Source organism: Sphingomonas sp., from assembly GCF_035714405.1.
Taxonomy (GTDB): domain Bacteria; phylum Pseudomonadota; class Alphaproteobacteria; order Sphingomonadales; family Sphingomonadaceae; genus Sphingomonas.
Genome location: NZ_DASTMA010000023.1, coordinates 132469 through 158308, shown reverse-complemented (window position 1 = coordinate 158308; position 25840 = coordinate 132469). Strand labels below are relative to the sequence as shown.

26 protein-coding genes are annotated in these 25840 nt (G+C 68.6%); 15 read left to right on the top strand and 11 right to left on the bottom strand.

Annotation, left to right across the window (positions count from 1 at the left end; all coding sequences use genetic code 11):
* The first annotated feature begins 101 nt into the window (after positions 1–101).
* Both VFQ64_RS14255 and VFQ64_RS14250 read left to right on the top strand, forming a co-directional pair.
* Entirely contained in the window at positions 102–515 is a 414-nt protein-coding gene (locus tag VFQ64_RS14255) for a thioesterase family protein (RefSeq protein ID WP_325104008.1), read from the top strand.
* A gap of 122 nt (positions 516–637) precedes the next feature.
* Positions 638–2035, top strand: a complete 1398-nt coding sequence (locus VFQ64_RS14250; RefSeq protein WP_325104007.1) for a hypothetical protein — start codon at positions 638–640, stop codon at positions 2033–2035.
* 113 nt (positions 2036–2148) lie between these two features.
* On the opposite strand, the gene VFQ64_RS14245 is transcribed toward VFQ64_RS14250, so the two are convergent.
* Positions 2149–2553: a GFA family protein gene (locus VFQ64_RS14245; RefSeq protein WP_325104006.1), complete on the bottom strand. Its 405-nt coding sequence runs from the start codon at positions 2551–2553 to the stop codon at positions 2149–2151.
* An 87-nt stretch (positions 2554–2640) separates the two neighbouring features.
* Here VFQ64_RS14245 and VFQ64_RS14240 point away from each other — a divergent pair, with 87 nt between their 5' ends.
* The 8 genes from VFQ64_RS14240 (at position 2641) to VFQ64_RS14205 (ending at position 9177) form a co-directional block, all read left to right on the top strand.
* Positions 2641–3477, top strand: a complete 837-nt coding sequence (locus VFQ64_RS14240; protein ID WP_325104005.1) for a sterol desaturase family protein — start codon at positions 2641–2643, stop codon at positions 3475–3477.
* Positions 3478–3517: 40 nt separating this feature from the next.
* Positions 3518–4420 (top strand): heme o synthase, encoded by a 903-nt coding sequence (locus VFQ64_RS14235; RefSeq protein ID WP_325104004.1) that lies wholly within the window; start codon positions 3518–3520, stop codon positions 4418–4420.
* Complete coding sequence (locus VFQ64_RS14230; RefSeq protein WP_325104003.1) at positions 4417–4545, top strand: hypothetical protein; 129 nt, start codon at positions 4417–4419, stop codon at positions 4543–4545. The genes VFQ64_RS14235 and VFQ64_RS14230 overlap by 4 nt, the downstream gene beginning before the upstream one ends.
* An 8-nt stretch (positions 4546–4553) precedes the next feature.
* A complete protein-coding gene (locus VFQ64_RS14225; RefSeq protein ID WP_325104002.1) occupies positions 4554–5084 on the top strand; it encodes a cytochrome c oxidase assembly protein in 531 nt (176 codons plus the stop codon).
* Between the two features lie 34 nt (positions 5085–5118).
* Positions 5119–6045: a cytochrome c oxidase subunit 3 gene (locus tag VFQ64_RS14220; RefSeq protein WP_325104001.1), complete on the top strand. Its 927-nt coding sequence runs from the start codon at positions 5119–5121 to the stop codon at positions 6043–6045.
* A gap of 45 nt (positions 6046–6090) precedes the next feature.
* Complete coding sequence (locus VFQ64_RS14215) at positions 6091–6690, top strand: SURF1 family cytochrome oxidase biogenesis protein (RefSeq protein WP_325104000.1); 600 nt, start codon at positions 6091–6093, stop codon at positions 6688–6690.
* An 84-nt stretch (positions 6691–6774) separates the two neighbouring features.
* Entirely contained in the window at positions 6775–8163 is a 1389-nt protein-coding gene (thrC, locus tag VFQ64_RS14210; protein ID WP_325103999.1) for a threonine synthase, read from the top strand.
* A gap of 93 nt (positions 8164–8256) precedes the next feature.
* Positions 8257–9177 carry a class I SAM-dependent methyltransferase gene (locus VFQ64_RS14205; protein ID WP_325103998.1) on the top strand — a complete coding sequence of 307 codons (921 nt, stop codon included), beginning with the start codon at positions 8257–8259 and terminating at the stop codon, positions 9175–9177.
* Between the two features lie 178 nt (positions 9178–9355).
* Here the strand turns inward: VFQ64_RS14205 and VFQ64_RS14200 are convergent, their stop codons facing one another.
* From VFQ64_RS14200 to VFQ64_RS14190, 3 genes are read right to left on the bottom strand one after another with little or no spacing between them, the layout of a single operon-like run.
* On the bottom strand, positions 9356–10006 hold the full coding sequence (locus tag VFQ64_RS14200) for a heme exporter protein CcmB (RefSeq protein WP_325103997.1): 651 nt from the start codon (positions 10004–10006) through the stop codon (positions 9356–9358).
* A gap of 1 nt (position 10007) precedes the next feature.
* Positions 10008–10664, bottom strand: coding sequence for a heme ABC exporter ATP-binding protein CcmA (gene ccmA / locus VFQ64_RS14195; protein WP_325103996.1), 657 nt, complete (start codon positions 10662–10664; stop codon positions 10008–10010).
* Positions 10661–11059: a metallopeptidase family protein gene (locus VFQ64_RS14190; protein WP_325103995.1), complete on the bottom strand. Its 399-nt coding sequence runs from the start codon at positions 11057–11059 to the stop codon at positions 10661–10663. The genes ccmA and VFQ64_RS14190 overlap by 4 nt, the downstream gene beginning before the upstream one ends.
* A gap of 45 nt (positions 11060–11104) precedes the next feature.
* Here VFQ64_RS14190 and VFQ64_RS14185 point away from each other — a divergent pair, with 45 nt between their 5' ends.
* Positions 11105–11410 carry a 4a-hydroxytetrahydrobiopterin dehydratase gene (locus VFQ64_RS14185; protein ID WP_325103994.1) on the top strand — a complete coding sequence of 102 codons (306 nt, stop codon included), beginning with the start codon at positions 11105–11107 and terminating at the stop codon, positions 11408–11410.
* A gap of 28 nt (positions 11411–11438) precedes the next feature.
* Positions 11439–12278 carry a hypothetical protein gene (locus VFQ64_RS14180; RefSeq protein WP_325103993.1) on the top strand — a complete coding sequence of 280 codons (840 nt, stop codon included), beginning with the start codon at positions 11439–11441 and terminating at the stop codon, positions 12276–12278.
* 30 nt (positions 12279–12308) lie between these two features.
* Here the strand turns inward: VFQ64_RS14180 and VFQ64_RS14175 are convergent, their stop codons facing one another.
* From VFQ64_RS14175 to VFQ64_RS14160, 4 genes are all read right to left on the bottom strand, one after another.
* Entirely contained in the window at positions 12309–13079 is a 771-nt protein-coding gene (locus VFQ64_RS14175) for an SDR family oxidoreductase (RefSeq protein WP_325103992.1), read from the bottom strand.
* Positions 13080–13101: 22 nt separating this feature from the next.
* On the bottom strand, positions 13102–15897 hold the full coding sequence (locus VFQ64_RS14170) for a TonB-dependent receptor (protein WP_325103991.1): 2796 nt from the start codon (positions 15895–15897) through the stop codon (positions 13102–13104).
* Positions 15898–15979: 82 nt separating this feature from the next.
* Complete coding sequence (locus VFQ64_RS14165) at positions 15980–16504, bottom strand: gamma carbonic anhydrase family protein (RefSeq protein ID WP_325103990.1); 525 nt, start codon at positions 16502–16504, stop codon at positions 15980–15982.
* Complete coding sequence (locus VFQ64_RS14160) at positions 16504–18570, bottom strand: malate synthase G (protein ID WP_325103989.1); 2067 nt, start codon at positions 18568–18570, stop codon at positions 16504–16506. The genes VFQ64_RS14165 and VFQ64_RS14160 overlap by 1 nt, the downstream gene beginning before the upstream one ends.
* 111 nt (positions 18571–18681) lie before the next feature.
* Here VFQ64_RS14160 and VFQ64_RS14155 point away from each other — a divergent pair, with 111 nt between their 5' ends.
* Positions 18682–19149 (top strand): hypothetical protein, encoded by a 468-nt coding sequence (locus tag VFQ64_RS14155; RefSeq protein ID WP_325103988.1) that lies wholly within the window; start codon positions 18682–18684, stop codon positions 19147–19149.
* Positions 19150–19352: 203 nt separating this feature from the next.
* Positions 19353–21674 carry a UDP-galactopyranose mutase gene (gene glf, locus VFQ64_RS14150; RefSeq protein WP_325103987.1) on the top strand — a complete coding sequence of 774 codons (2322 nt, stop codon included), beginning with the start codon at positions 19353–19355 and terminating at the stop codon, positions 21672–21674.
* 60 nt (positions 21675–21734) lie between these two features.
* Here glf and VFQ64_RS14145 read toward each other — a convergent pair whose 3' ends face one another.
* Positions 21735–22895, bottom strand: a complete 1161-nt coding sequence (locus VFQ64_RS14145; protein ID WP_325103986.1) for an alpha-hydroxy-acid oxidizing protein — start codon at positions 22893–22895, stop codon at positions 21735–21737.
* Entirely contained in the window at positions 22896–24122 is a 1227-nt protein-coding gene (locus VFQ64_RS14140; protein ID WP_325103985.1) for a cysteine desulfurase-like protein, read from the bottom strand. It lies immediately after the preceding gene.
* A gap of 99 nt (positions 24123–24221) precedes the next feature.
* Between VFQ64_RS14140 and VFQ64_RS14135 the strand changes: the two genes are divergently transcribed.
* Entirely contained in the window at positions 24222–24692 is a 471-nt protein-coding gene (locus tag VFQ64_RS14135; RefSeq protein WP_325103984.1) for a DUF2141 domain-containing protein, read from the top strand.
* Here VFQ64_RS14135 and VFQ64_RS14130 read toward each other — a convergent pair.
* Positions 24673–25773 (bottom strand): CDP-alcohol phosphatidyltransferase family protein, encoded by a 1101-nt coding sequence (locus tag VFQ64_RS14130; RefSeq protein ID WP_325103983.1) that lies wholly within the window; start codon positions 25771–25773, stop codon positions 24673–24675. The two genes, VFQ64_RS14135 and VFQ64_RS14130, sit on opposite strands and share 20 nt — an antisense overlap.
* Positions 25774–25840 lie beyond the last annotated feature (67 nt).

The window sequence follows — 25840 nt, the reverse complement described above, 5'->3', positions numbered from 1 at the left end:
GCGACGAGCAAGAGGGCTCCGGAGCGATCCGGGGCCCTTTTCTTTGCGGTTCACGTCTTCGGTCACGACAGTGCAAGGCTTGTCGTGCTAACGGTGCGACCGTGCCCAACGCGATTCCCCACCATTATCCCGTCGGCATCGACCCCGCGGACATCGACTTCATGGGGCATGTCAACAACGCCTCGTACCTGAAGTGGGTGCAGGCGGCGGTGATCAGCCACTGGCAGCGGCTCGCTCCGCCGGATGCGGTGGCGGAGCATCTCTGGGTCGCGCTCAAGCACGAGATCACCTATCGCAAGCCGACCTTCCTGGGCGACGACGTGATCGCCACCGTGCTGCTCGAAAAGGTGCAGGGCGCCCGCGCCTTTTACGCCACCATCATCCGCCGCGGTGACGAGGTGCTGGCCGAGATCAAGTCGAGCTGGTGCAGCCTCGACGCCACCACCCTGCGGCCCGCGCGGCTGCGGCAGAGCGTGATCGCCCGGTTCTTCCCGGCGGACGACGCATCCACCTGACCGACAACAGGCTGACCTGAGTCAAGGCCGGGAACGCGCCCGGCGCCTGCGCGCTCTTCGCAGCCATGCATCCAGTCATCGCTCTCCCGGAAGCTCTGTCGGCGCCAGCCTCTGCAGCGGCATTGCCCTGGGTCGGCGTCGCGCCCGGCGCGCCGTATTTCGTCACCGAGGGCGGCGCGCCCTGGACGCCGATCGGCCAGAACGACGCGGTCGACTGGCCGGAGCTGAACGGCCTGTTCCGCCGCCGCGATCTCGCCGCCGTCGACCGCCATCTCGTCTGGCTCGCTTCGCAAGGCGTCACCTGCCTGCGGCTGATGGTCGAATATGCGCAAGGGCGGCACCGCTTTCTGGAGCGCCCGACCGGCGTCTATGTGCCGGCGATGGTGCGGCTCTGGGACGATCTGTTCGCGCTGTGCGAGCGGCATGGCCTCCGCATCCTGCTGACGCCGGTCGACACCTTCTGGATGTGGCTGCGCTGGCGCGATCACCCGTGGAATACCGCGCAGGGCGGGCCGCTGCGCCACATGGGAGAGGCGCTGACCTGCGGCCCGACGCGCGCGGCGATCAAGGCGCGGCTGACCTTCATGGTGACGCGGTGGGGCGGCTCGGGTGCGCTGTTCGCCTGGGATCTGTGGAACGAGATCCACCCCGCGCATGGCGGCGACCGGGTCGACAGCTGGCCGGAGTTCATCGCCGACCTGTCGCACCACGTCCGGGCGCTAGAGCAGCGGCTGTACGGGCGCACCCACCCGCAGACCGTGTCGCTGTTCGGGCCTGAGCTGCAGCACCGGCCCGAGCTCGACATGGCCGGCCCGATATTCCGCCACCCCGACCTCGATTTCGCGACCATCCACATCTATCGGCATGGTGCGATCGACGACCCGCGCAACACCGTCGCGGCCACGGTGGCGATGGGCGACGTGGTGCGCGACTGCCTGGCGGAGATCACCGACCGCCGCCCCTTCCTCGATACCGAGCACGGTCCCATCCACCGCTTCAAGGACAAGAAGCGGTCGCTGCCGGAAGCTTTTGACGACGAGTATTTCCGCCACATGAGCTGGGCCCATCTCGCCAGCGGCGGCGCGGGCGGCGGCATGCGCTGGCCCAACCGCCACCCGCATGTGCTGACGCCGGGCATGCGCCGCGCTCAGCATGCGATGGCGGGCTTCCTGCCGTTGATAGACTGGCCGAGCTTCGCGCGGGTCAATCTGAGCGAAGCGGTCGGCGCCACCGGTTTCCATCACTTCGCCTGTGGCGACGCCGCGCAGGCGGTGGTGTGGCTGCTCCGCCGCCGCTCACTGGCGGCCGATGGGCGGATCGACGCGGGCGCCACCCCGATCGCGCCGCGCGTGACCGTGCCCGGCCTCGCGCCCGGCCGCTATCGGATCACCGGCTGGGACACCGCCGCCGGTGTCGTCACGGAGACGCTGGAGGCGAACGTCGGCGAGACGCTGCGCTTCACCCCCGCCCCGATCATCGCCGACCGCGCCTTTGCGATCCGCCGCGTGTCCGCAGGCTGAGTTTGGCGAAGATCCACCCTCCCCGGCGGAAGCCGGGGCCCAGTCGGCCGCGCCGCGGACTCAGGCCCCGGCGTCCGCCGGGGAGGGCTAACAGCACCAAGTCGTGTCTGACACTAATCAACGCGCCCACGCTCGAACCGCTTGGCAGCATCCGGCATCGCCACCCAGCCATGCCTGCCTTCCTCCCAGACCGAGCGGACCGGCGGCGGGTAGCCGGGATCAGCGAACGCGCCGACCGCCACGCCGATCAGCGCAGGATGCTTCGCCGCCCGCGCGTAAACGGTAGAGCCGCAGCGCGGGCAGAAGAAGCTCTCGAATGCCGCACCACTGTCCGCCGTCCGCGCATAGCGGGTCGCCTGGCCGGCGATCGTCAGCGCGTCGGCGGGATAATAGGCGAGCACCCCGAACGGTGATCCGGTTCGCCGCTGGCAGGCGGAGCAATGGCACGCCACTACCGCCGGGCTCGGCCCCGCCGCCACCACCGACAGCTGCCCGCACTGGCATTGCGCCCTCGTCACGTTCGCGTCCTTCCTTCTTCGTGGCGCGGCTGCGCGGGCAGGTGCGCTTTAACTACCGCTTAGCCGATGCCCGCCTAACATGACCCGATGGAATTCCTGGCTTCGGTCCTCGCGACATTACAACGCGGACTCTTCGGCTGGGTGACGGTCGCGGTCGTGCTGACCGTCTTTGAGCTGCTCAATGCGCGCGAACGGATCGGCTTGCGCCAGCGGGCTGCCGGCATGGCCTATTGGACCGTCTCGATCGCGGCGTCCGCGGTGATCGCGACCGCGGCGGTTGCAATGACCAAGGCCTATGGGATCATGCCCTTGGTGAATTTGCCGGTGTTTTCCGGACTTGCCTGGGCTGGCCCGCTCGCGGCCCTGATCGCCGTGGTGCTGGCGGCGACCGTGAACGACTTCTTCTTCTACTGCTACCATCGCATCCAGCATCGCTGGCTGTGGCGGTACCATGCGGTACACCATTCGGTACGCGATCTGACCGCCGTCAATTCCTATCACCACATCAGCGAAACCGTGATCGGGCTTCTGCTCGCCATTCCGACGACGCTGGTGATCTGTGATGTCGGGCCGGCGCTGCCGTTCGTCAGCTTGATCCTGTACCTGCACATCGTCTGGATCCACTCACCCACCCGGATCAATCTTGGGCCGTTGCGGATCCTCTTCGCCGACAACAACTTCCACCGCATCCACCATTCGCTCGAGGAGCGGCATTTCGACAAGAATTTCGGGGCGTTCACGACGCTGTGGGACCGGCTGTTCGGCACCGCTCACTTTCCCTCTCGTGACGAATGGCCGGACGTCGGCCTGGCGGAGGTCGATCAGCCGCGCACGCTGAAAGAGTGGGTGGACCTGCCCACTCGGTACCGAAACGCCGTCATCGCTCCCGCGGACCATCCGATGCCGGTCGCCGTTCCCGGCTGAGAGCTTCCCCCCGCACCTTACCGCAACTATATGCGCACCCGTGACCGTCGCCACCCCCCTGCTGCCGCCCGCCGATTGGCGCGACCTGCTGGCGTTGACCAAGCCGCGGGTGATGACGCTGGTCGTTTTCACCGGCCTGTGCGGGATGCTGGCGGCACCGACCCAGATCGCGCCGGTCCTCGCCTTCACCGCCATTCTGTGCATTGCGATCGGCGCCGGGGCCGCGGGGGCGCTCAATCAGTGGTATGAGGCCGATATCGACGCGGTGATGCGCCGCACCGCGCAGCGTCCGCTGCCTGCCGGGCGCATGGACGCGCAGTCGGCGCTGCATTTCGGCGTCGGCCTGAGCGTCTTCTCGGTCGTGCTGATGGGCGTCGCGGTCAACTGGCTCGCGGCCGCGATCCTCGCGGGATCGATCCTCTTCTATGTCCTGATCTACACCGTCTGGCTGAAGCGCCGGACGCCACAGAACATCGTCATCGGCGGTGCTGCGGGCGCGTTCCCGCCGGTGATCGGCTGGGCGGCGGCGACCGGCGACGTCACGATCCTGCCGATCCTGCTGTTCCTGCTCGTCTTTCTGTGGACGCCGCCGCATTTCTGGGCGCTCGCGCTGTTCGTGAAGATCGACTATGCCAATGCAGGTGTGCCGATGCTGCCCGTGGTCGCCGGCGAGCGCGCGACGCGGGTGCAGATCGGCCTCTACACCATCCCGATGGCGATCGCGGCGGTGGCGCCCTGGCCGCTGGGGCTGGCTGGCTTCGTCTATGGCGCGGTGGCGGTGACGATGACGGGGGTGTTCGCGCTGCTGGCGCTCCACGTCGCGACCCGCGCATCGGCGCCGGGCGACACGATGAAGCCTGAAAAGCAGCTCTTCTCCTTTTCCATTCTCTACCTGTTCGTGATGTTCGGCGCGCTGGTGGTTGACCGCTGGATATATGCATGATCGACGAAGATCTGGTCCGCCGCCGGCAGCGCAGCCGCAACCTCATCCTGGCGCTGCTGCTGGGCGCGTTCGCGCTGCTCACTTTCCTGATCGCGATGGCGAAGATTACCGGCGGCCACGGATGATCTTGGGCATGACCCGCACCACCCGCACGGCCGCCCTGGCGGTGCTGTTCGTCTGCTTCATGACCGGCCTCGCCTGGGCGAGCGTACCGCTCTACCGGCTGTTCTGCCAGGTGACCGGACTTAACGGCACCACCCAGCGCGGCACCGCCGCACCAGGTGCCACCGACCGGCAGATCCGCGTCGCCTTCGACGCCAATGTCCAGAAGCTCGCCTGGAAGTTCCGGCCGGAGGTCCAGTCCGAAACGGTGGCGATCGGCGCCCGCGACATGGCGTTCTTCCGCGCCACCAACACCTCTGCGCGGCCGTTGACCGGCACCGCCACCTTCAACGTCACGCCCAGCGAGGCGGGCAAATATTTCACCAAGATCCAGTGCTTCTGCTTCTCCGAACAGACGCTGCAGCCCGGCGAGACGCAGCGCATGCCGGTGATCTTCTATGTCGACCCGGCGATCATGGACGATCCCGACGCGCGCGACGTCGCAACCATCACGCTGTCCTACACATTTTACCCGGTGGATTCGCAGTTGGCCTCGCGCTAGGGGCTGACGCCTAACGCTTACCGGGAACGCAAGCATGGCCGGCGCCAAGAACCACGATTACCACATCCTGCCGCCCGACGCGGTGCCGATCGTGTCAGCGTTCGCGGCGCTGCTGATGGCGACCGGCGCGATCATGTGGATGCACGGCGGCCATGTCGGCAAGCCCAATGGCGGCGGCTGGCTGTTCATCGCCGGCACCGTCGCGGTGCTCGCCTGCATGTACAGCTGGTGGGCCAAGGTCGTCGACGAGGCGCACAAGGGCGACCACACCCCCGTGGTGCAGCTCCACATGCGCTACGGGATGATCCTGTTCATCGCGTCGGAGGTCATGTTCTTCGTCGGCTGGTTCTGGGCGTTCTTCGACTTCTCGCTGTTCCCCACCGCGATGACCTTTGTCGACGGCCAGGTCGAGCGCGTCACCGAAGGGGCCGCCGCCGCCGCGGCGCAATGGCCGCCCAAGGGGCTGGAGGTCATCAACGCCTTCGAGCTGCCGCTGCTCAACACGCTGATCCTGCTCACGTCCGGCACCACCGTCACCTGGGCGCACCACGCGCTGATCCACAACCAGCGCGGCGGCGAGAAGCGCGGGGCTTGGGGCCTGATCGGCGTCGGCGACCGCGACGGCGTGCTCAAGGGGCTGTGGCTGACGGTGATCCTGGGCGCGATCTTCACCGCCATCCAGGCGTATGAGTATGCTCACGCGCCCTTCCCGTTCAAGGGCATCAACTATGGCGCGTCGTTCTTCATGGCGACCGGCTTTCACGGCTTCCATGTGCTCGTCGGCACGATCTTCCTGATCGTTTGCCTGGTGCGTGCCTATAAGGGCCACTTCACGCCCAAGCAGCATTTCGGCTTCGAGGCGGCGGCCTGGTACTGGCATTTCGTCGACGTGGTGTGGCTGTTCCTGTTCGTCACCGTCTATGTCTGGGGCGGCTGGGGCGCGCCGATCCACGGCGGCTGAGCGGGCTTTGGCGGCGTCCGTCAGCGACGCCGCAAGTTGGCTGGCATGAGGCGCATCCCGATCCTGCCGACGATCGTCGTCACCCTTGCGATCGCCACCATGATCGCGCTGGGGCTGTGGCAGCTGCTCGACCGGCTGCCGCGCAAGGAGGCGTTTCTCGCCCAGCTCGCGGCCAATCCAACCCTCCCTAAGGTGGCGTTTCCCACCAAATCTGACGAGGCGCTGCTGTTCCGGCGCTCGGCCGCGCGCTGCGTCCCACCGGTCGCCATCAGCCTCGTCGGCGCGGGCGGATCGGGGTACCGCGCCATCGCGCGATGCAACGCAGGCGGGGAGCCGCTGGTCCAGCTCGGCACCACGCGCGATGCCAAGACGCAGGTGCGCTGGGCGGGCGGGGCGGTGTCGGGCTTCATCGGTCAGGCCCCCGACACGCGCTCGATGCTCGCCGGGCTGTGGGACAAGACGCCCGCGCCACCCATGCTGGTCGCCGACCCGCCGGTCGCGGGTCTCGCCCCCAACCGCGCGCCCGGCGTCGAGAGCCTGCCCAACAACCACCTCGCCTATGCGGGCCAGTGGTTCTTCTTTGCCCTTGTGGCGGCCATCATCTATGCGCTGGCGCTGCGGCGGCGTCCAACAGCGTCGGGCTGACGTCCCTCCCCGGCAAACGCTCGGGTAAGCGCGCCGAGTTGCTCCGCTTGCTCCTGCTCCTTCGGCCCGCTACCGCCCGCCGCCATGCGCTATGTCAGCACCCGCGGCGCCGCTCCGGCGCTCGACTTCGCCCAGGCGACGCTGGCGGGCCTCGCCCCCGATGGCGGCCTCTACGTTCCCGACGCCTGGCCACGCTGGAGCCAGGACGAGATTGCGGCACTTGCCGGCCTCTCCTACCCGCAGACCGCAGCGCGTGTGCTCGCCCCCTTCGTCGCCGACAGCATTCCCGCCGACGAGCTGCTGCGGCTGTGCGAACAAGCCTATGGCCGCTTCGCCCATGCCGCGGTCACGCCGCTGGTCCAGATCGACCATGACCAGTGGCTGCTGGAGCTGTTCCACGGCCCGACGCTCGCCTTCAAGGATGTCGCGCTGCAGCTGCTCGGCCTGTTTTTCGAACGGTTCCTGACCGGCAGCACTCGCCCGCTCACCGTGATCGGCGCGACCAGCGGCGACACCGGCTCCGCCGCGATCGACGCGCTCGCCGGGCGAGCCGGCGTCGAGGTGTTCATGCTCCACCCGCTCGGCCGCGTCACGGAGGTGCAGCGCCGGCAGATGACCACCGTCAGCGCGCCCAACATCCACAACATCGCGGTGGAGGGCAATTTCGACGATGCGCAGGCGCTGGTGAAGGCGATGTTCAACGACGCCGCCTTTGCAGACCGTTTCCGGCTGTCGGCGGTCAATTCGATCAACTGGGCGCGGCTGGCCGCGCAGATCGTCTATTATTTCTATGCCGCCGTCCGCCTCGGCGCGCCCGGGCGCAGCGTCGCCTTTTCGGTGCCGACCGGCAATTTCGGCGACGTGTTCGCAGGCTATGTCGCGGCCAGGATGGGGTTGCCGGTCGCGCGGCTGATCGTCGCCACCAACGTCAACGACATCCTCCATCGTGCACTCGGCCAGGGCCATTATGCGCGGGGAGCAGTGCAACAGACCGCGACGCCCTCGATGGATATCCAGGTGTCGTCCAATTTCGAGCGCCTGCTCTACGATCTCGGCGACCGCGACGGCACCGCCCTCGCCGCGCAGATGGCGGGGTTCGAGCGCACCCACGCGATGCGCCTGACACCGACCCAGCACGCCGGCGCGGCGGCGCTGCTCACCAGCGACGCGGTCCGCGCCGATGACATGATGACCGCGATGCGCTGGGCGCACGAGCGCGCCGGCCAGGTGATCGACCCGCACACCGGCGTGGCACTTGCCGCCGCCCGGCGCGCCGGGCTCGACGTGCCGGTGGTGACGCTGGCGACCGCGCACCCGGCCAAGTTCGGCGACACGGTGGAGCGCGCCACCGGCGTCCGCGCGGCCCTGCCCGGCCGCGTCGGCGACCTGCACGAACGAGCGGAACGCTACGCCACGCTGCCCGCGACGTTCGCGGCGGTGACCGGCTATGTCGCGGAGCATGCGGCGCGATGACTATGGCTGCCGCACAACTTCCGTTCGCCCTTAGCGAAGTCGAAGGGCACAGGCGAAGGTGCTTCGACTTCGCTCAGCACGAACGATAAGCAAGTGCAGCTTCACACCCTGATCGGCGAATCCTGGCCCGATTACGGCCTCGTCGACTCCGGCGACGGCCGCAAACTGGAACGCTACGGGCCCCACCGCTTCATCCGCCCAGAGCCGCAGGCGCTGTGGTCCCCCGCCACCGCCGGTTGGCAAGCGGACGCGGAGTTCGTCCCCGGCTCCGACGAGGACGGCGGCGGCAAGTGGCGCTTCGACAAGCCCGTCTCCCGCGACGGCTGGCCGCTGGCGTGGGACGATGTGCGATTCACCGCGCAGGCGACGCCGTTCCGCCACTTGGGCTTCTTCCCCGACATGGCGCCCGTCTGGACCTGGATGCGCGAGCGGCTCGCATCCCCCTCCCGGTTTCGGGAGGGCGCGCATCTCTCCCCCTGCCGCTTGCGGGAGGGGAGCACCCCCGAATGCCTCAACCTGTTCGGCTACACCGGCGTCGGCAGCCTCGCGCTCGCCGCCGCCGGCGCGCGCGTCACCCATGTCGATGCGTCCAAGAAGTCGGTCGAGGCCGCGCGCGGCAACGCCCGCCTCTCCGGCCTGGCCGAGTCCCCGGTCCGCTGGCTGGTCGACGACGCCGCCAAGTTCGTCGCCCGAGAGGGGCGGCGCGGGCGGCGCTACGACGGCATCCTGCTCGATCCGCCCAAATTCGGCCGTGGCCCCGAAGGCGAGGTGTGGCGGCTGGAGGAACATCTCCCCGCGCTCGTCGCCGGTTGCCGCCAGCTGCTGGACGCCGACTCGCGCTTCCTGTTCTTGACGGTCTACGCCGTGCGCATGTCCGCGCTCGCGATCGGCGAGATGCTGCGCCAGGCGCTCGCCGACCTGCCCGGCACCGTCGAGGCGGGAGAGCTAGGCGTCCGCGAAGAGGCGCGCGGGCTGGTGCTACCGACCGCGATCTGGGCGCGCTGGTCGCGATAAGGCTGTCCTACAAGCCGGGGACCTGACAGACCCGCCGCCTGCTCTTTCTCAACTCTGCCCCACCGTTCGAACCCCATCCGACCGCGCGGGCCACGAATGGTGCGCGATGCCGCCAACTTCGACAACTTCGCCGCCGCCACGCAAATGCGTTTAACCCCAAACTTTCCCTAAACTTGCGTTAGTCCATCCCTGCCCGGATCGCCGCCGCCGCCACGAACGGGGCACCCGCGCACAGCAGCAGGCTGGTCGCCGCGAGCAGCTTCACCGCGCCTGCGCCACCGCCAAGGTTCATGGCGACCATGCCGCCGCCAAAGATCAGCAGCGGCACCGCCAGCGGCAGCATCACCAGCCCCGCCACCGCGCCAGCACCGCGCAGGCCCGCGACCAGCGCCCCCGTCGCCACGCCCAGCGCCGCCAGCCCCGGCGTCCCGATCAGCAGCCCCAGCTCGACCCGCAGCAGCACGTCGGCCGACATGCCGAACAGCGCCGCCGCCACCGGTGCGGCCAGCATCAGCGGCAACGCGAAGCCGAGCCAATGCGCGACCAGCTTCGCCGCCGCGACCAGCACCAGCGGCACTTCGCGCACCAGCAGCTGGTCGATCACGCCCGCCTCCAGGTCCGGCGCGACCAGCCGTTCGACCGGCAGCAACGCCGCCAGCAGCGCCGCCGTCCACACCACCCCGCCGCCGACCCGTGCCAGCAGGGCGCCATCCGGTCCGATCGCGAACGGAAACAGCGTCGCCACCAGCAGGAAGAACGCAACCGGCCACAGCACGCTGCCCGATCCCCACGCCCGGCGCAGGTCGCGGAGGATGAGCGCCCTGAGCACCCTATATCTTCCCCGGCGAAGGCCGGGGTCCAGCGTCGGGCTGCTCAGTAGTAAGGGGCGCACTCTCCTCCGAATGCACGGCGCCTGGGCTCCCGCCTTCGCCGGAGAGGAGCAAGGATGCGGCATCGGGCACCCGCAACGGCTGGTGCGTGGCCACCACGACCGCCCCACCCACAGCCCGATGTCCCGCGATCAACCCCTCCAGCAACCCCACACCGTCGGCATCCAGCCCATTCGCAGGCTCATCCAGCAACCACACCGCCGCCCCGCTCGCCACCACCCGCGCCAGCCCCGCGCGCCGCCGCTGCCCCGTCGACAACAACCGCACCGGCACCTCGCCGAGCCCGCCCAGTCCCACCGCCGCCAGCTCCGCGCCACCGCCGTCGAGCCCGGCCCAGAACCCCAGCGCGTCCGCCAGCGGCCGCTCCGGGTCGAGCGCATGGCCCTCGCCCAGCAGCGCGACCCGCCCGTCGCGCACCACCCGTCCGGCCGCGGGCGCCAGCAGCCCGGCCGCGACCCGGATCAGCGTCGACTTGCCGACCCCGTTCGGCCCCGTCACCACCATCGCCTCGCCGGGGCCGAGCGCGAAGCCGAGCCCGTCGGCCAGCACCCGCCCGCCGCGTGCCAGCGCGACGCCGCCGAACGCGAGCAGGGTCAATCGCCCACCGCATCTTCCAGCGCGTGCATGTCCGCGTCCGAAAGCCCGAAATGATGCCCGATCTCATGGATCGTGACATGCGCGACCAGATCATCGAGCCGCACCCCCGTCTCGCACCATTCGGACAGGATCGCCTGCCGGTACAGGTGGATGCGGTCGGGCATCGCGCCCGATTCCAGCGACGATTTCTCCCCCACCGGCCGGCCATGGTACAGGCCGGTCAGGTCGAGCGGGTGCTCGATGCCGAGGCTGCTCAGCGTCTCGTCGTCCGCCCATTCCTCGACCAGCAACACGACGTCGCCGAGGTGCGCGCGGAACTGCGCGGGCAGGCGGTCGATCGTGGCGCGGGCGACGCGCTCGATCGCTTGCGCACTCGGTGCTTGCCCCATCGTCATGCCCCGCCTTACCGTGCCCGTCCGCCAATCCCAAGGAGCCTAAACATGATCGAGGCCCCGATCGAAGCTTTGAACGAGACCGAGCGCGCCGAGGCGCTCGATGGCCTGCCCGACTGGGACTATGACGAAGCGCGCGACGCGATCCGCCGCAACATCGTGTTCACCGACTTCGCGGAAGCGTTCGGCTTCATGACCCAGGTCGCGCTGATCGCCGAAAAGGCGGACCATCATCCCGAATGGACCAACGTCTGGAACCGGGTGGAAGTCCTGCTCACCACCCACGATGCCGGCGGCCTCAGCCACCGCGACGTCGAGCTGGCGGAGGCGATCGACGGCATCCTGGGGGACTAGGGTCATCCTCGCTGGAGCCGGTGGGAGTATGAACCGATCTGCGTTGGGGCCAAGGACGGGCCGGCTGCTGTGCCTCTTCGCCTTGCCGACCGCCTGTCTGGCGTTTCTGGCAAGCTGCAAGCGAGATCGATCCCTCATCGTCCCGGTCGCCGGCTTCCCGGGCAACGGGGCGAGCTGCAACTGGGATCTCGTTGAAACGGCGTTGTTCGACTACGCCGATCGCAGAGCTGATGGTGACGAGCGATACCGGATCACCTCCGCCCCGCCGCTTCGGTTCCGGTTGCCGGCGACATACTACACGCTTGCACCCAACCTCGACGGTGGCCCTCAAATCCAAGTCCGGCTGGCGTTCGCCTATCCGTCACTGCGACCCGGCTGGCCGGCAAACTGCCCGAACAGGCAGACGGTAGGCGAGGCGCAGGTTGTCCAGGTCAGCATATCGTCGAACCTGCTGAGCCCCTCGTCCATGACGCGCCCTCGCGGTCCCGCGCTGACGCGGGAGATGCTTATCGGGGACACCGCCGCCATTGGCATTAGCCTCGCCGACTTCATCGACGGCTTCGACGCGATATCTTACCGGCCACCCTCGGAAGCGTCTTTTGATCGATCGGGTCGGGAAGTGATCAAGCCCGGCAGATTCCACGATGCACATTACCGCGCGGTGCCAAGCCACGCCGGGAGCTCGGTCATCAAGATGATCGACTGCCCTCAGCAGGCTCTGAAGTGCGGCATCACGATGTTCTACCGCGATCGCGACGTCCTCATGTCATTTCCGAAATCCGAGCTTGATCGTGTGAGCTGGTACGCATCGAACGTGATGGCCTTTATCGTACGGGCCGATGTCGACTCCCGCTCCGCGACCCGCTGACGACCGCTCCATGCAGCGATCTCCCGCGGGCTATTGCGACCCAAACCCCCGCCGCATCATCTTGCGCATCCGCCCGGGCAGCCAGCGCGCGGCAAAGGCCATGCGCTTGGCGGTAGGGCCAATATAGGTATGGACGCGGTCGCCGTGCACCGCATCCCACGCTGCCTGCGCGACCGCGTCGACGCCGGTCAGCTCCAGCCCGGCCTCGGTCACCGTCTCGCGGATCGAGCGATTGCTGCCCGATACCGGCTCCCGCAGCAGCGGCGTGTCGATGAAGCCGGGCACGATCGCGCGCACGCGGATGCCGTCGCCATGCCACTCGCCGTCGAGCGCCTCTGTCAGTGCCCGCACCGCGAACTTGGTCGCCGAATAGGTCGCCAGCCCCGCCGAGCCATAGATCGCCGACGCGGACGCGGTGTTGAGCAGGCACCCGCCGGCGCGCTTCAGATACGCATGCCCGATCCGCGCGCCGTTGAGCACGCCGCCGAAATTGATCGCCACTACCCGGTCGAGCTCGTCGAACGCTGCCTCTGCGAGCGGCCCGCCCGATCCGATCCCGGCATTGTTGAACAGCACGTCGAGCCCGCCGCCGCCGGTGAACTCGTCGAGCGCGGACGTCCATGCCTTGCGGTCGCGCACATCCATGCGATAGGTCTTCGCGCCGGCAATCCCGATCGTCGCCAGCGCCGCCTCGTTGACATCCGCCAGCCCGACGCGCCAGCCCCGCCCAGCGAACAGCCGCGCCGTCGCCAGTCCGATGCCCGATGCCCCGCCCGTGATGAAGATCGCCTTCTGGGTCATGCCGCCCCTCTCTTGGACGGTCTTAGAAGAAGAGCTTCCGGATAGACAATCGCACCGTTCGGCCGAGCGGGTCGAGCAGGTCGGGCTGGTAGTTGATCGGCGTAGCGCCCGTCGCATCGAGCACCCGCTGACGCGAATCGAAGATGTTCTCGACGCCTAGCGCGACCCGGGTCCCGCGCAGCCACGGATGCTTGCGGACGAGGTCGAGCCGCTGGCCGAGATCCGCGAAGAGACGCAGGTTCGCCGTGGTCAGCGATCCGAACCGCAAGCCTGTCGGCCGCGCGGCGGTGCCGCCTTGGACCTCTGTCGCACTGCGGAAGTTGACCGACAGCCGTGCCCCCAGCCCGTTGTTGGAATACCCCGCCTGTCCCTCCAGCTCGTGGCGCGGCTGGCCGCCGCTGGAGCCGATCGCGTCGCCGTCGAGCAGGTCCAGCCGCGGTCCGCCTGGCGCGATCAGCACCTCATCGGTGAAGTGCCAGGTATGGTAGAGCGCGAACTGCAGCCGCCCGCCGCCGCCTGGGCCGCCGCCCCCGCCAAAGCCACGGCCACCGCCGCCACCTCCAAAGCCGCCGCCGAAGCCGCGCCCGCCGCCGCCCGCGCCACCTTGACCGCCGCGCCTGCCCTCTGCCGGTGCCACGCCTGCCGCCGGGGGCGTCCCTGCCGGCGCCGCGCCGGGCTGTCCGGGGATGCCAGGCGTGCCGGCACCCTGCTCCGCTCCTCCTCGCCCACCCGGCGGTCGCAAGCCAGCGAACGGGTTCGGCCCGGTGCCGGCGCGGAACGCCTCGACCTGCTTCTGGATCTCCGACTTGATCGGCACCGAGAAGTTGAACCCGTAGCGCAGCTCGGACCGCTCTGTACGCGCGAAGTTCACCGGCCGGGTGTCGACGCGCAGCAACTGCCCGCCCGCGTCGCGAGTGAAACGACCCGGAAACGCGCCTGCGATCTCGGCCGTCGCCGCCGGGAAGCCGGCCACCGGATCGTTCACCCGCGCGGAGACATAGTTGGCGATCAACGTCAGGTCGCGCGACTTGGAAGGGCGGATGGTGACACCCAGCTTGGTGGTATGCGTCGAGAAGCCGCGCAGGGTGGGATTGCCGCCGCTGATCGTTGTCACATTGGCGGTGGTGCCGTTGACGAAGTCGAACAGCCGGACGTTGGGCGTGACGATCTGGGGATTACCCAGTTGCTGCGGGGTCGGCGCGCCGTCCTGGTGGGTCACCGAGCCGATAAAGCGCACCGCCTCGATCGGCGCCCAGTTCGCGCCATAGCCGAGCGTCGTCAGCGTACCGAAGTCCGACAGCTGCTCGACCGCGCCGTTCAGGTTGAGCGAAAGGTTGCCGATCGCGCCACCGAAGTCCTGGTTCCTGCTGGTCACCGGCAGGTCCAGGTTGATCCGGCCGCTGGCACTGTCGCGCGAGACCTCGCCACGCTGGGTTACGCCGGCGCGCGTGGAGCGGCTGGCGAAGTCGATCATGTCGGCGCCGACCGCGACGCTGGTGACGATCTCGCCGGCGGGCAGGCGGAACAGCGTGCCGCTCGCCTGCGCATCGAGGTTCGCGACCTGGCTGGTCGAGGTGGCACGGTTGTCCGCAAGCCGCTGCAGGGCGAGCGCGCCGAACGGATTGGCGGTCGGATCGCCCGCGTTGAGCCGCGCCTGGAAGCCGGACGCATCGACGCCGGCGTCGGTCGTGGTGCGGCTGTCGACCCGGTCGTACCCGCCGATCAGCGACCAGCGCCAACGGCCGACGTCGCCGTTGAACGTCGCGCCCAGCCGGCTGGTGATGCTCGCCGAACGCTGCGTCAGCGGCTCGTCGCCGACGGCGCGCTGGACCAGCACGGGACCGCTGAAGGGCGAAAACGGATTACCCGCGGGCAGCGCCAGCGACACGGTCGGCAGACCTTGCAGCGAGCGGCCGGTGGTCGCCTCGATCCGGCCGTTGATCGTCGCGCCGATACTGCCGAAGATGTTGCGCGCATAGCTCGCGTTGGTGGAAAAGCTGCGGCTCTGGCCCAGGAGCGAGCGGAACGGACCCGCGTCCGTCGACGTCGCACCCGTCGTGGCAAACGCGGCCAGCGTCGCCGCGCCGCTCGGCACCCCAGCGATGGTAGACGTGCCCAGGCCGGGAATGGCCCCGCCATTCACACCGATGACATTGCCCTGCAGTGAAAAGGCACTGGGATTGGATAGGATACCGCGCTGGGATTCGAGCAGCAGGTCGCTCTGGCGATAGCTGCTGTGGAGGTTGAACCGCTGGTCGCGACGGATATTGAGCAGATCCAGCTCGACCTCAGGCTGGAAACGGTCGCCCTGCGTCGTCACGCGGGCGCCAGCCTCAGCGGTCAGCGCCCGGAAACGCTGGCGGAGGACGAAGTTCACCACCCGCTGGTCGGCGCGGTAGCCGTATTTGAGCGCCACCTCCTCAGGCAGGATGTCGACGCGGGCGATCGCCTCGGTCGGCAGATCGCGGATTTCGGCAAAGCCGGAAATGCGGCGACCGTTCAGCAGCACCACGGGCTGCCCGCCCTGCCCGCGTCCGGACCGCGTCTGCGGCGCGAGCTCGTTCAACAGCTCCGCGACCGAGTTGACGCCATAGGAGCGGATGTCGGCGGGGCCGAGCTGTTCCTCCGGCGGGATGTCGCCGATCACCGCGCCCGGCAGACCGCGCGTGCCCCGCACGATGATCTCGGGCTCGTCGGAGACCGGCTCCTCGCCGGCCGGGGTCTGCTGCGGCGCCGGCGCGGCGGGCGCCGTCGCGCTTTGTTGGGCGGTCGCGACCGCAGGGATCGCGACCGCGACCAGGAACATCCACCGACGCATTGAACCAACTCCGACCCTGTAAGCGAGCGCCCCTAAACGGCGAATGTCGCAGAACTGTGCCGGTGCGGTGCGGTTCCTCGCGTTAATCGACCCTGACCAGCGCCGCGGCATATTCGCGCGCTTTGGCCGCGTAATGCGCCGCCGACATTTGGAGTGCGGCGATCGCGGCGGGGTCCAGCGGGCGGACGGCCCGCGCCGGTGCGCCGACGATCAGGTGCCCGGCTGGAAAGGTCTTGCCCTCCGTGACCAGCGCGCCGGCGCCGACCAGGCAATCCTCGCCGATCATCGCCCGATTGAGCACCGTTGCGCCCATCCCGACCAGCACATTGGCGCCCAGCGTACAGCCATGGAGAATGGCATGGTGCCCCACCGTGCAGCCCTCGCCGACCGTCAGCGGCGTGCCGGGGTCCGAATGCAGCATCGCGCCCTCCTGGATGTTGGAGCGCGCACCGACCAGGATGGGCGTGTTGTCGGCGCGGATCACGGCCCCGAACCAGACCGACGCCCCCCCGCCCAGATGGACGTCGCCGATCAGGTCGGCTGATGGCGCGATCCATGCGGAAGGGTGGACGGTCGGCTGCTGGCCGGCGATCTGATAGAGGGGCATCAGCCTTGCGCCTTCGCCTGCTGCCGAAACCGGTGCAGCAGCGGTTCGGTGTAGCCGTTGGGCTGATCCACGCCCTCAAACACCAGCGCCTTTGCCGCCTGCATCGCCAGACTGTCGGGCGTGAGCTTGCGGTACAGCGGATCGCCCGCATTCTGCGCATCGACCTTCGCCGCCATGCGCGTGAACGCCGCGTCCACCTCGTCCTTCGTGGCGACGCCGTGAAGTAGCCAGTTGGCGAGGTGTTGCGACGAGATGCGCAGCGTCGCGCGGTCCTCCATCAGGCCGACGTCGTGGATGTCGGGCACCTTGGAACAGCCGACGCCCTGGTCGATCCAGCGCACAACATAGCCGAGGATTCCTTGCGCGTTGTTGTCGAGCTCCTCGCGCACTTCATCGGGCTGCCAGTTGCGGCCGGTGGCGATCGGCACGCTCAACAGGTCCGCAAGCGGCGCCACCGGCTCGGCGGGGCGCGCCTGCTGGCGCGCATGGACGTCGACGCGGTGATAGTGCGTCGCGTGCAGCGTCGCCGCCGTCGGGCTCGGCACCCAGGCGGTGGTGGCGCCGGTCTGCGGGTGCGCGATCTTCTGCGCCAGCATGTCCGCCATCATGTCGGGCGCGGCCCACATGCCCTTGCCGATCTGCGCCTTGCCGGCGAGGCCGCAGGCAAGGCCGATCTGGACGTTGCGGTTCTCGTAGGACTGGATCCAGCTAGTGGTCTTCATCTCCGCCTTGCGGATCATCGGGCCCGCCCGCATCGCGGTGTGCATCTCGTCGCCGGTGCGGTCGAGGAAGCCGGTGTTGATGAACACGATCCGCTCGCGCACCGCCTGGATGCAGGCGGCGAGATTGGCGGACGTGCGCCGCTCCTCGTCCATTACGCCGACTTTGATCGTGTGGCGGTCAAGCCCGAGCAGGTCTTCCACCGCATCGAACAGCCGGTTCGTGAACGCCGCTTCGTCCGGCCCGTGCATCTTTGGCTTGACGATGTAGATCGACCCGGCGCGGCTGTTCTTGAACTTGCCCGCACCCTTCAGATCATGGAGCCCGCAGAGGCTGGTGACGATCGCGTCGAGGATACCTTCCGGTGCCTCGCTGCCGTCCGTCAGCAATACTGCCGGGGTCGTCATCAGGTGGCCGACATTGCGCACGAACATCAGCGCGCGGCCCGGCAGGATCAGCTCGCCGCCGTCGGGCGCCGTGTAGCGGCGGTCCTCGTTCAGCGCGCGGGTGACGGTGCGACCGCCCTTGTCGAAGCTGTCGGCCAGGTCGCCGCGCATCACGCCGAGCCAGTTGCGATAGGCGGCGACCTTGTCCTCGGCATCGACCGCCGCGACCGAATCCTCCAGATCGACGATGGTGGTGATCGCGGACTCGAGCACCACATCGGCGATGCCGGCCGGATCGTCGCGGCCGATCGGGTGGGTGCGGTCGATCACCACTTCGATGTGGAGGCCGTTGTGGCGGAACAGGAGGTTGTCGCCCGCGCGCCCGACCAGCTGCGCCGGGTCCGCTAGCACCGGCTCGCCGCTGGTCCAAGCCACCCAGCTCCCGGTCGCCAGCGGCACCGCATCGTCAAGGAACGCCTTCGCCCAGCCGATAACCTGGTCGCCTCGTGCCTTGTCGTAGGGACCACCAGGGTTGGGCGACCCCAGCGCGTCGGTGCCGTACAGCGCGTCATACAGGCTCCCCCACCGCGCATTGGCGGCGTTGAGCAGGAAGCGCGAGTTGAGCACCGGCACGACCAGCTGCGGCCCGGCGATCCGCGCGACCTCGTCGTCCACGTTTGTGGGCGAGACCTGAAAGGGCGCCGGTTCCTCGACTAGATAGCCGATAGAGCGCAGGAACGCCTCGTCCACCGCGCCGCCCGCCTGGTAACGCCCGTCAACCTGGACCTGCAATTCGTCACGCCGCGCTAGCAGCCTCCGGTTGTCGGGCACGAAGCGCGCGAACAGCCCGGCCACGCCCTCCCAGAACGCATCCGCGTCCAGTCCCGTCCCCGGCAACGCCTCGTCGGCGATGAACCGCGCGAGAGGCTCGGCGACCTTCAGCCCCGCGATCTCGATCATGTCTTCACTCCATACGGCTTCGTCGCCGCGCGGGAGAATGCGCAGCCGGTGGGCCCGGGGAGGGTCGGGCCGCGCTTGCCCCGGCCCGGCCGACAGCGCAAGAACCGATGCATGCTGCTTGCTTCCCTGATGCTCCTCCAGAGTGCCGCCGCCTGTACCCCGGTCATTCCCTCCGAACTGAAAGGCTGGTCCCCCGCGACCCCAGCCGTCGCAGGGCGATCGACGGCCGCCGCCGGCGACTTGACGATCGGCAAGGGCGCGCACCTGACGCTGAGCTCCGCGGATGCGGTCTCCTTGCCCGTTCCTCCCGGGAAGCCAGCGCCAACCGACACAAGCAGCGGGCTTGTCGCCTTCGAAGTGCCGGCGGCCGGCCGCTATCGGGTGGCGCTGACCGCGGCAGCGTGGGTCGACGTGGTCGCCGACGGCAAGGTCGTAGCCTCGGTCGCCCATGGGCATGGCCCCGCCTGTTCGTCCGTTCGCAAGCAGGTCGATTTCGATCTGCGGCGCGGGCGACACATGCTACAGGTGACCAGCAGCCGTGCCATGACGATCGACCTGATGGTGGTGCGCCTGCGGTGAACGACCACCGCCGGCAAGGCGCTCGGCCCCTCCGGCGGCTTCGACTATTCAGGATCGCTGGACACTGTGAAAGTGTGTGGCGCGATTAAATCGCTTGCATCACTATAACTTGCGTAAACATGCATTGGGCCAAATCACCGATCCGGCGTTTAGCTGGGGTTCATGTTGCGATTGCGAACCCTTTCCTCCAGCCGGAGCCCCATGTGAAGCCGACGCCCCAGACGCTCGTCCGTTCCGCCACCTTGCTCTGCTTCTCCCATTTGCGCTGGGATTTCGTCACGCAGAGGCCACAGCACCTGATGCGGCGGTTCGCGCGAGGACGACGGGTATTCTTCTGGGAAGAGCCGATCGGCTCCGATCATGCGCTCCCCTATCTGGAACATCATCATTTTCCCGACGATGGTGTCATCGCCTTGCGCCCGCGCCTGCCGACTGCATGGAGCCTGGAAGAAAAGGAAGCAGGGCTGAAGCGCCTGCTCGATCAGTTCGTCGCGACGTCGGTACCCGAAGCGCCGGTGGCCTGGTTCTACACGCCGATGATGTGGGGCTGGGCGCGCCACCTCAATACGGCGGCGGTGGTCTATGACTGCATGGACGAGCTGTCCGCCTTCGCCCACGCCGACCCGCTGCTGGTGCAGCGCGAGTCCGCGCTACTGGCGTCGGCGGACGTGGTCTTCACCGGCGGTCGCAGCCTGTACGAGGCGAAGCGGCGTCGTCACGACAATGTCCATGCCTTCCCGTCTTCAATCGAGGCCGAGCATTTCGCCCATGCCCGTTGCGCGACGGAGGAGCCCGCCGACCAGCGCGACCTGCCGCGCCCGCGGCTGGGCTATTACGGCGTCATCGACGAGCGCCTCGACCTCGGCCTGATCGACGCAGTCGCGGCCGCGCGGCCCGACTGGCAGATCGTGATGATCGGCCCGGTGGTGAAGATCGACGCGGGCCAGCTGCCCCGCCGCGCCAACATCCACTGGCTGGGTGGTCGCGGCTATGACGAGTTGCCGCAATATCTGGGCGGCTGGGACGTGGCGCTGATGCCGTTCGCGATGAACGAGGCGACGCGTTATATCAGCCCGACCAAGACGCCCGAATACCTCGCCGGGGGCAAGCCGGTGGTCTCGACCCCGATCGCCGATGTCGTCGCCGACTATGGCCGGCTCGATGCGGTGAAGATCGCCGCCACCCCTGACCAGTTCGTCGCCGCCTGCGATGCGGCGCTCGCGCTGCCTCGCCAGGGCGCGTGGCTGAAGGCCGCGGACACGGTGCTGGCGCAGACCAGCTGGGACAAGACGCAGGCCGCGATGGACGCGCTGATCGGCGCGGCGCTCGCCCGCCGCAAGTCGGCGGCCGCGCCAGCCATCCGCGCGGGCAACGCAACGCCCGATTACGACGTGCTGGTGGTCGGCGCGGGCTTCGCGGGTTCGGTGCTGGCGGAACGGCTGGCAACGCAATCCGGTCAGCGCGTGCTGCTGATCGACCGCCGCGATCATGTCGCCGGCAACGCCTATGACGAGCAGGACGCCGCCGGCATCCTGATCCACCGCTATGGCCCGCACATCTTCCACACCAACAGCCAGGACGTGTGGGACTATCTGTCGAAGTTCACCAAGTGGCGGCCCTATGAACACCGCGTGCTGGCGCAGGTGCGCGACAAGCTGCTGCCGGTGCCGATCAACCGGACCACGCTCAACAAGCTCTATGACCTGGATTTGCAGGACGACGCTCAGGCGGCCGCGTACCTCGCCTCGCGGGCAGAGCCGGTGGCGGAGATCAAGACCTCGGAGGATGTCGTCGTCGCCGCGGTCGGGCGCGAGCTCTACGAGACCTTCTTCCGCGGCTATACCCGCAAGCAATGGGGCATGGATCCGTCGGAGCTCGATCGCACCGTCACCGCGCGAGTGCCGACGCGCACCAACACCGACGACCGCTATTTCACCGACAAGTTCCAGGCGATGCCGCTCGACGGCTATACGCGCATGTTCGAGAACATGCTCGACCATCCACTCATCGACATAGAGCTGGGCGTCGATTTCCGTGACGTGGCGAGCCGGGTGACGGTGGGGCACACCATCTTCACCGGTCCGGTCGACGAATATTTCGACCATCGTTTCGGGCCGCTGCCCTACCGTTGCCTGACCTTCCGGCACGAGACGCACGACCGCGAGCAGTTCCAGCCGGTAGCGGTGGTCAACTATCCGCTGGAGGACACGCCCTACACGCGCATCACCGAGTACAAGCACCTGACCGGGCAGCGGCACAAGCAGACCAGCGTCAGCTACGAATTCTCCAGCGCCACCGGCGATCCCTATTACCCGATCCCCAATGCCGCCGCGGCGGCGCTGTACAAGAAGTACGAGGCACTGGCTGACGCGGAGCCGAAGGTCAGCTTCGTCGGGCGGCTCGCCACCTACAAATACTACAATATGGACCAGGTGGTGGGGCAGGCATTGGCGACCTATCGGCGGCTCGCCGGCCGGTTGCCGACGCGGCAGGACGCCAGGGTGACCAGCTCCGACGCTTCCTGATCTGGCCTGACAGCGACGGTCCGGGCCCTGCCTGTGCGGGGTCCGGGCCCGCGCGTGTGGTCAGACCCGTATCGCGCCGGCCTCGCGAACGGTGGCGACGGTGGGATAGCCGTTGACCGCCATCAGCAGGTCTGCCTCGGCCAACATGCATTTGAGGACATGCGCGCAGCCGGCGTCGCCGTCGAGCGCCAGTCCATAGCTATACGGCCGCCCCACTCCCACCGCGCGCGCGCCGAGCGCCAGCGCCTTGACCATATCGGTGCCCGACCGGATGCCGGAGTCGAACAGCACCGGCGTACTCCCCGCCGCCGCGACCACGTCCGGGAGCATGTCGATCGCTGCGATGCCGCCATTCGCCTGCCGTCCGCCGTGGTTCGAGCAGTAGATCGCGTCCGCCCCCGCATCGACGGCGCGGCGCGCGTCGTCGGGATGGCAGATGCCCTTGAGCACGATCGGCATCTTGGTGGCCGCCTTCAGCCAGACCATGTCGTCCCAGGTCAGCACCTTGCCGAAGGTCGCGCCCCAGGTCGCGATCGCCGCCGCCGGGTTCTCGTTCGGCGGCTGCTTGAGCAGCTTGCGGAAGGCGGGATCGACGAAATAGTTGGACAGCACATGCCCGCGCAGCTGCGGGAAATTGGCGACGTTGAGGTCGCGCGGCCGCCAACCGGTGACCCAGGTATCCAGCGTCACCACCAGCGCGGCGTACCCGGCCGCCTCGGCACGGCCGATCAGGCTTGCCGCCGTGTCGCGGTCCTTGGGGGTATAAAGCTGGAAAAACGCCGGTGTGTCGCCGCACGCCTTCTTCACGTCCTCAAGCGAATCGTTCGACAGTGTCGACGCGCAAAGCGGCACGCCGGTCATGGCCGAGGCGCGCGCGGCGGCGAGGTCGCCATGCCCATCCTGCGTGCAGATGCCCGTCACCCCGATCGGCGCCATGAACAGGGGCGAGGGCAGCTTGCAACCGAACAGCTCGATCGACAGGTCGCGCTGACGCGCATCGACCATCATCCGCGGCACCATGCCCCAATGATGGAACGCGTCGGCGTTACGCCGCTGCGTATGCTCATCGCCGCAGCCGCCCTGGACATAGGTGAGGACTTGCGGCGGCATGGCGGCGGTGGCGCGCGCCTCCAGCGTCGCGAAGTCCACCGGCACGCGCGGCACGACGCCCTGCAGCCCCGCACCGTAGATCAGGTTCTGGTAGTCGCCATAGTGCGGCATTTAGAGCTCCTTCAGCGCGGCGATCAGCCGTTCGATCTCATGCGCGGCGCTATAGTGGCAAAGGCCGACCCGCACGAGACCACCCGCCTCCTCCAGTCCGAGCCGCCGGATCACCTCGACCGCGTAGAAGTGCCCGGACCAGGCGAACAGGTGGCGCTGGGCCAGGTGCGCCGCCACGGCATCGGGACGGTGACCGGCAAGCGTGAAGGCGAAGGTCGGCACTCGCCCGTCCATCGTCGGCGGGCCGTATAGCCGCAGCCCCTCGATCTCAGCCAATCCAGCGAGCAGCCGCTCGCCGAGCCCGCGCTCGTACGCTGTACTCGCCTCCATCGCTGCAATCAGGCGTGCGCGGCGACTGCTTGCTTGCGGCGCCGTTTCTCCGCCCAACCAGTCCAGATACTCGACCGTGCCGAGTACGCCGGCCTGCCCCTCGAACGACGGCGTTCCGGTCTCCAGCCGGTGCCCGCCCCGGTTGCCGGCCGGACGAACCTTGTACGCGCGCAGCCGTTCCCATGCCTCCGCGCGGCCCCACAACACACCCTGGTGCGGACCGAAGAACTTGTAGGGCGAGCAGGCGAGGAAGTCGCAGCCGAGCGCCGCCACGTCGGTCACCACATGCGGCACCGATTGCACCGCATCCACATAGACCAGCGCCTCCCATCGCGCGCGCGCCACCGACACGATTGCCGGCACATTGTTGAGCGTACCGAGCGCGTTGCTCGCCGCGCCCACCGCCACCACGCGCGTCCGCGCATCGATCAGGCCTGGGAGCGCGTCGTAATCCAGCAGTCCCGTTTCCGGCGAGAAATCCAGCCAGCGCACCTCCACCGCCTTGTCCGCCGCGGCCTCCAGCCAGGGCGCGACATTGGCGTCATGGTCCAGCCGGGTGAGGATCAGATTGTCGCCTTGCGTCCAGTCGCGCGCCAGGGCGCGCGACGCCGCCAGCGTCAGCGACGTCATGTTCGGCCCAAACGCGATCTCCTCCGCACGGCCGCCGAGCAGGTCGGCGATCGCCGCATGCGCTTGGGCGCTCAGCGCATCGGTGACGCGCGAGGTCGCGAATGCGCCGCCGCTGTTCGCCGTTCCGTCCCGCAAATGGGCGGCCATCCGCTCGATCGCCGGTTCGCAGACCTGTGTCCCGCCGGGCGCGTCGAAGAACGCACGCTCGAGGCCATGGGGATCGAGCGCCGGGAAACGGGCGCGGACGGCGTCGATGGGGAAAGTCACGGAAGCGTTCATGTCCCGCCAAGGGGCGATGGTGCAAGGGCGGTTGCGACCCGCGTCCCGACCGGGCACCAAACCATCCTTCCCGCAAGGCCTTCCACAATGCGTCTACCTCTGCTCGCCCTTCTCCTCGCCACCGCCTTTGCCGCACTCACCCAGCGTGCGCAGGCGCAGGACGCCGGTTGCACCGGGCCCGCCTCTCAGACCCGGCTGTTCGTCAATGTCAGCAACGTCCGCAACGGCAATGGGCTGATCGCGGTCACGCTCTATGCAGACGACAAGTCGAAGTTTCTGGCCAAGCGCGGCTCGCTGTATGTTGGGCGCGTTCCGGCGAATGCGGGAACGACCCGCGCCTGCATCCACCTGCCAAAGCCGGGCGTCTACGCGCTGGCCGTCTATCATGACGAGGATGCCGACCGTAAGCTGAAGCGCAAGGGCATCGGCCTGCCCGCCGAGGGCTATGGCTTTTCCAACAACGCTCGGACGATGTTCAGTCTGCCCGCCTTCCGCGCGGTGCGGTTCAACGCCCCGCGCACGAACATGGAGACGAACGTCAGGCTGAAATACCCCTGACCGGCGGCGCCGTGCGCAGCACACCGGGCACGGCACACAGGACGAAGAACAGGTAGGTCGCGGTGAAGCCGAGCAGCAGCCAGGACACCGCCCAGCCGAAGCCGAGCACGATCACCACGCCGAGCGCGAAGGCGAAGAAGTCGCGGCTGGTCATTGCCACCAGGGTATCGGTCACGAACTTCTGCCAGCCGCCGGGGAAGCGCGCGCGGTAATAGAGCTTCACCACGTCGAAGCTGCCGGGTCGGCCGAGCTTTTTGAGTAGCCAGGCGGTGACGCCGAGCCCCGTCAGTGCGAACAGCACCGCGGTGCCGCCGACGATTGCCTGATGCCCGCCATAGATGCGGGTCAGCGCATAAGAGACGCCGACGAAATAGCCGATGTTGGTCAGCATATCGACGCGGGTGTCGAGCACCGCGCCAGTCTGAGAGCTGCGATAGCTGGCGCGTGCGATCTCGCCGTCGACGCCATCGAGCACGCTAGCCACCTGGAACAGCACGCCGCCCCAGATCAACCCGCTCGGGCTGCCGGTCATCAGCGCCAGCACCATCACGATCGCAACCGCGGCGACCGCGAGCGTCATGTGCGACGGGCGGATGTTCGGCGCGACCGCGAGCAGCGCCTGCGTGATCGCCTGCGACACCGGACGGTTGATCCGACGCGAGACGATGCCGTCCGAAGGTTTGGCAGTCGCCCGCACGATGCGACGCGCCGCTTGGGCGGGCTGGTCGAGATCGATGATCTGCCCGGCAAGCGGCGCCTCGCCCGCACGAAGAGCCGTAGCATCGACGAGGAAGCGGCCGTCCACCACCCGCACATCGACGGGTAACGGCGCGCCGGGTTCCACCGCCGCGATGCCACCCGGCAACCCGATGCGGCGCAGGTCGTCGCGGGTCGCCGGCGGCCACGCAGCCGCGTCCGGCACTTCGATTGCGACCCTGCCGAACCCCGCTTCGCGCGCGCGCGCCGCCCAGCGCCCGACCGCGGACATGCCGGCGACTCGACGATTGGCGGCAGCTTCGTCGTGGAAGCGGACCAGCAGCAGCGTCCCGTTGGCGCTGCCGCCGGAGTTTCGCATTTCCATGCCGCGCTTTAGAACGAGCGGCTGGGCGAAGACGAGCCCCAATCGCGGCCAAAGCGTGGCGGCCCCT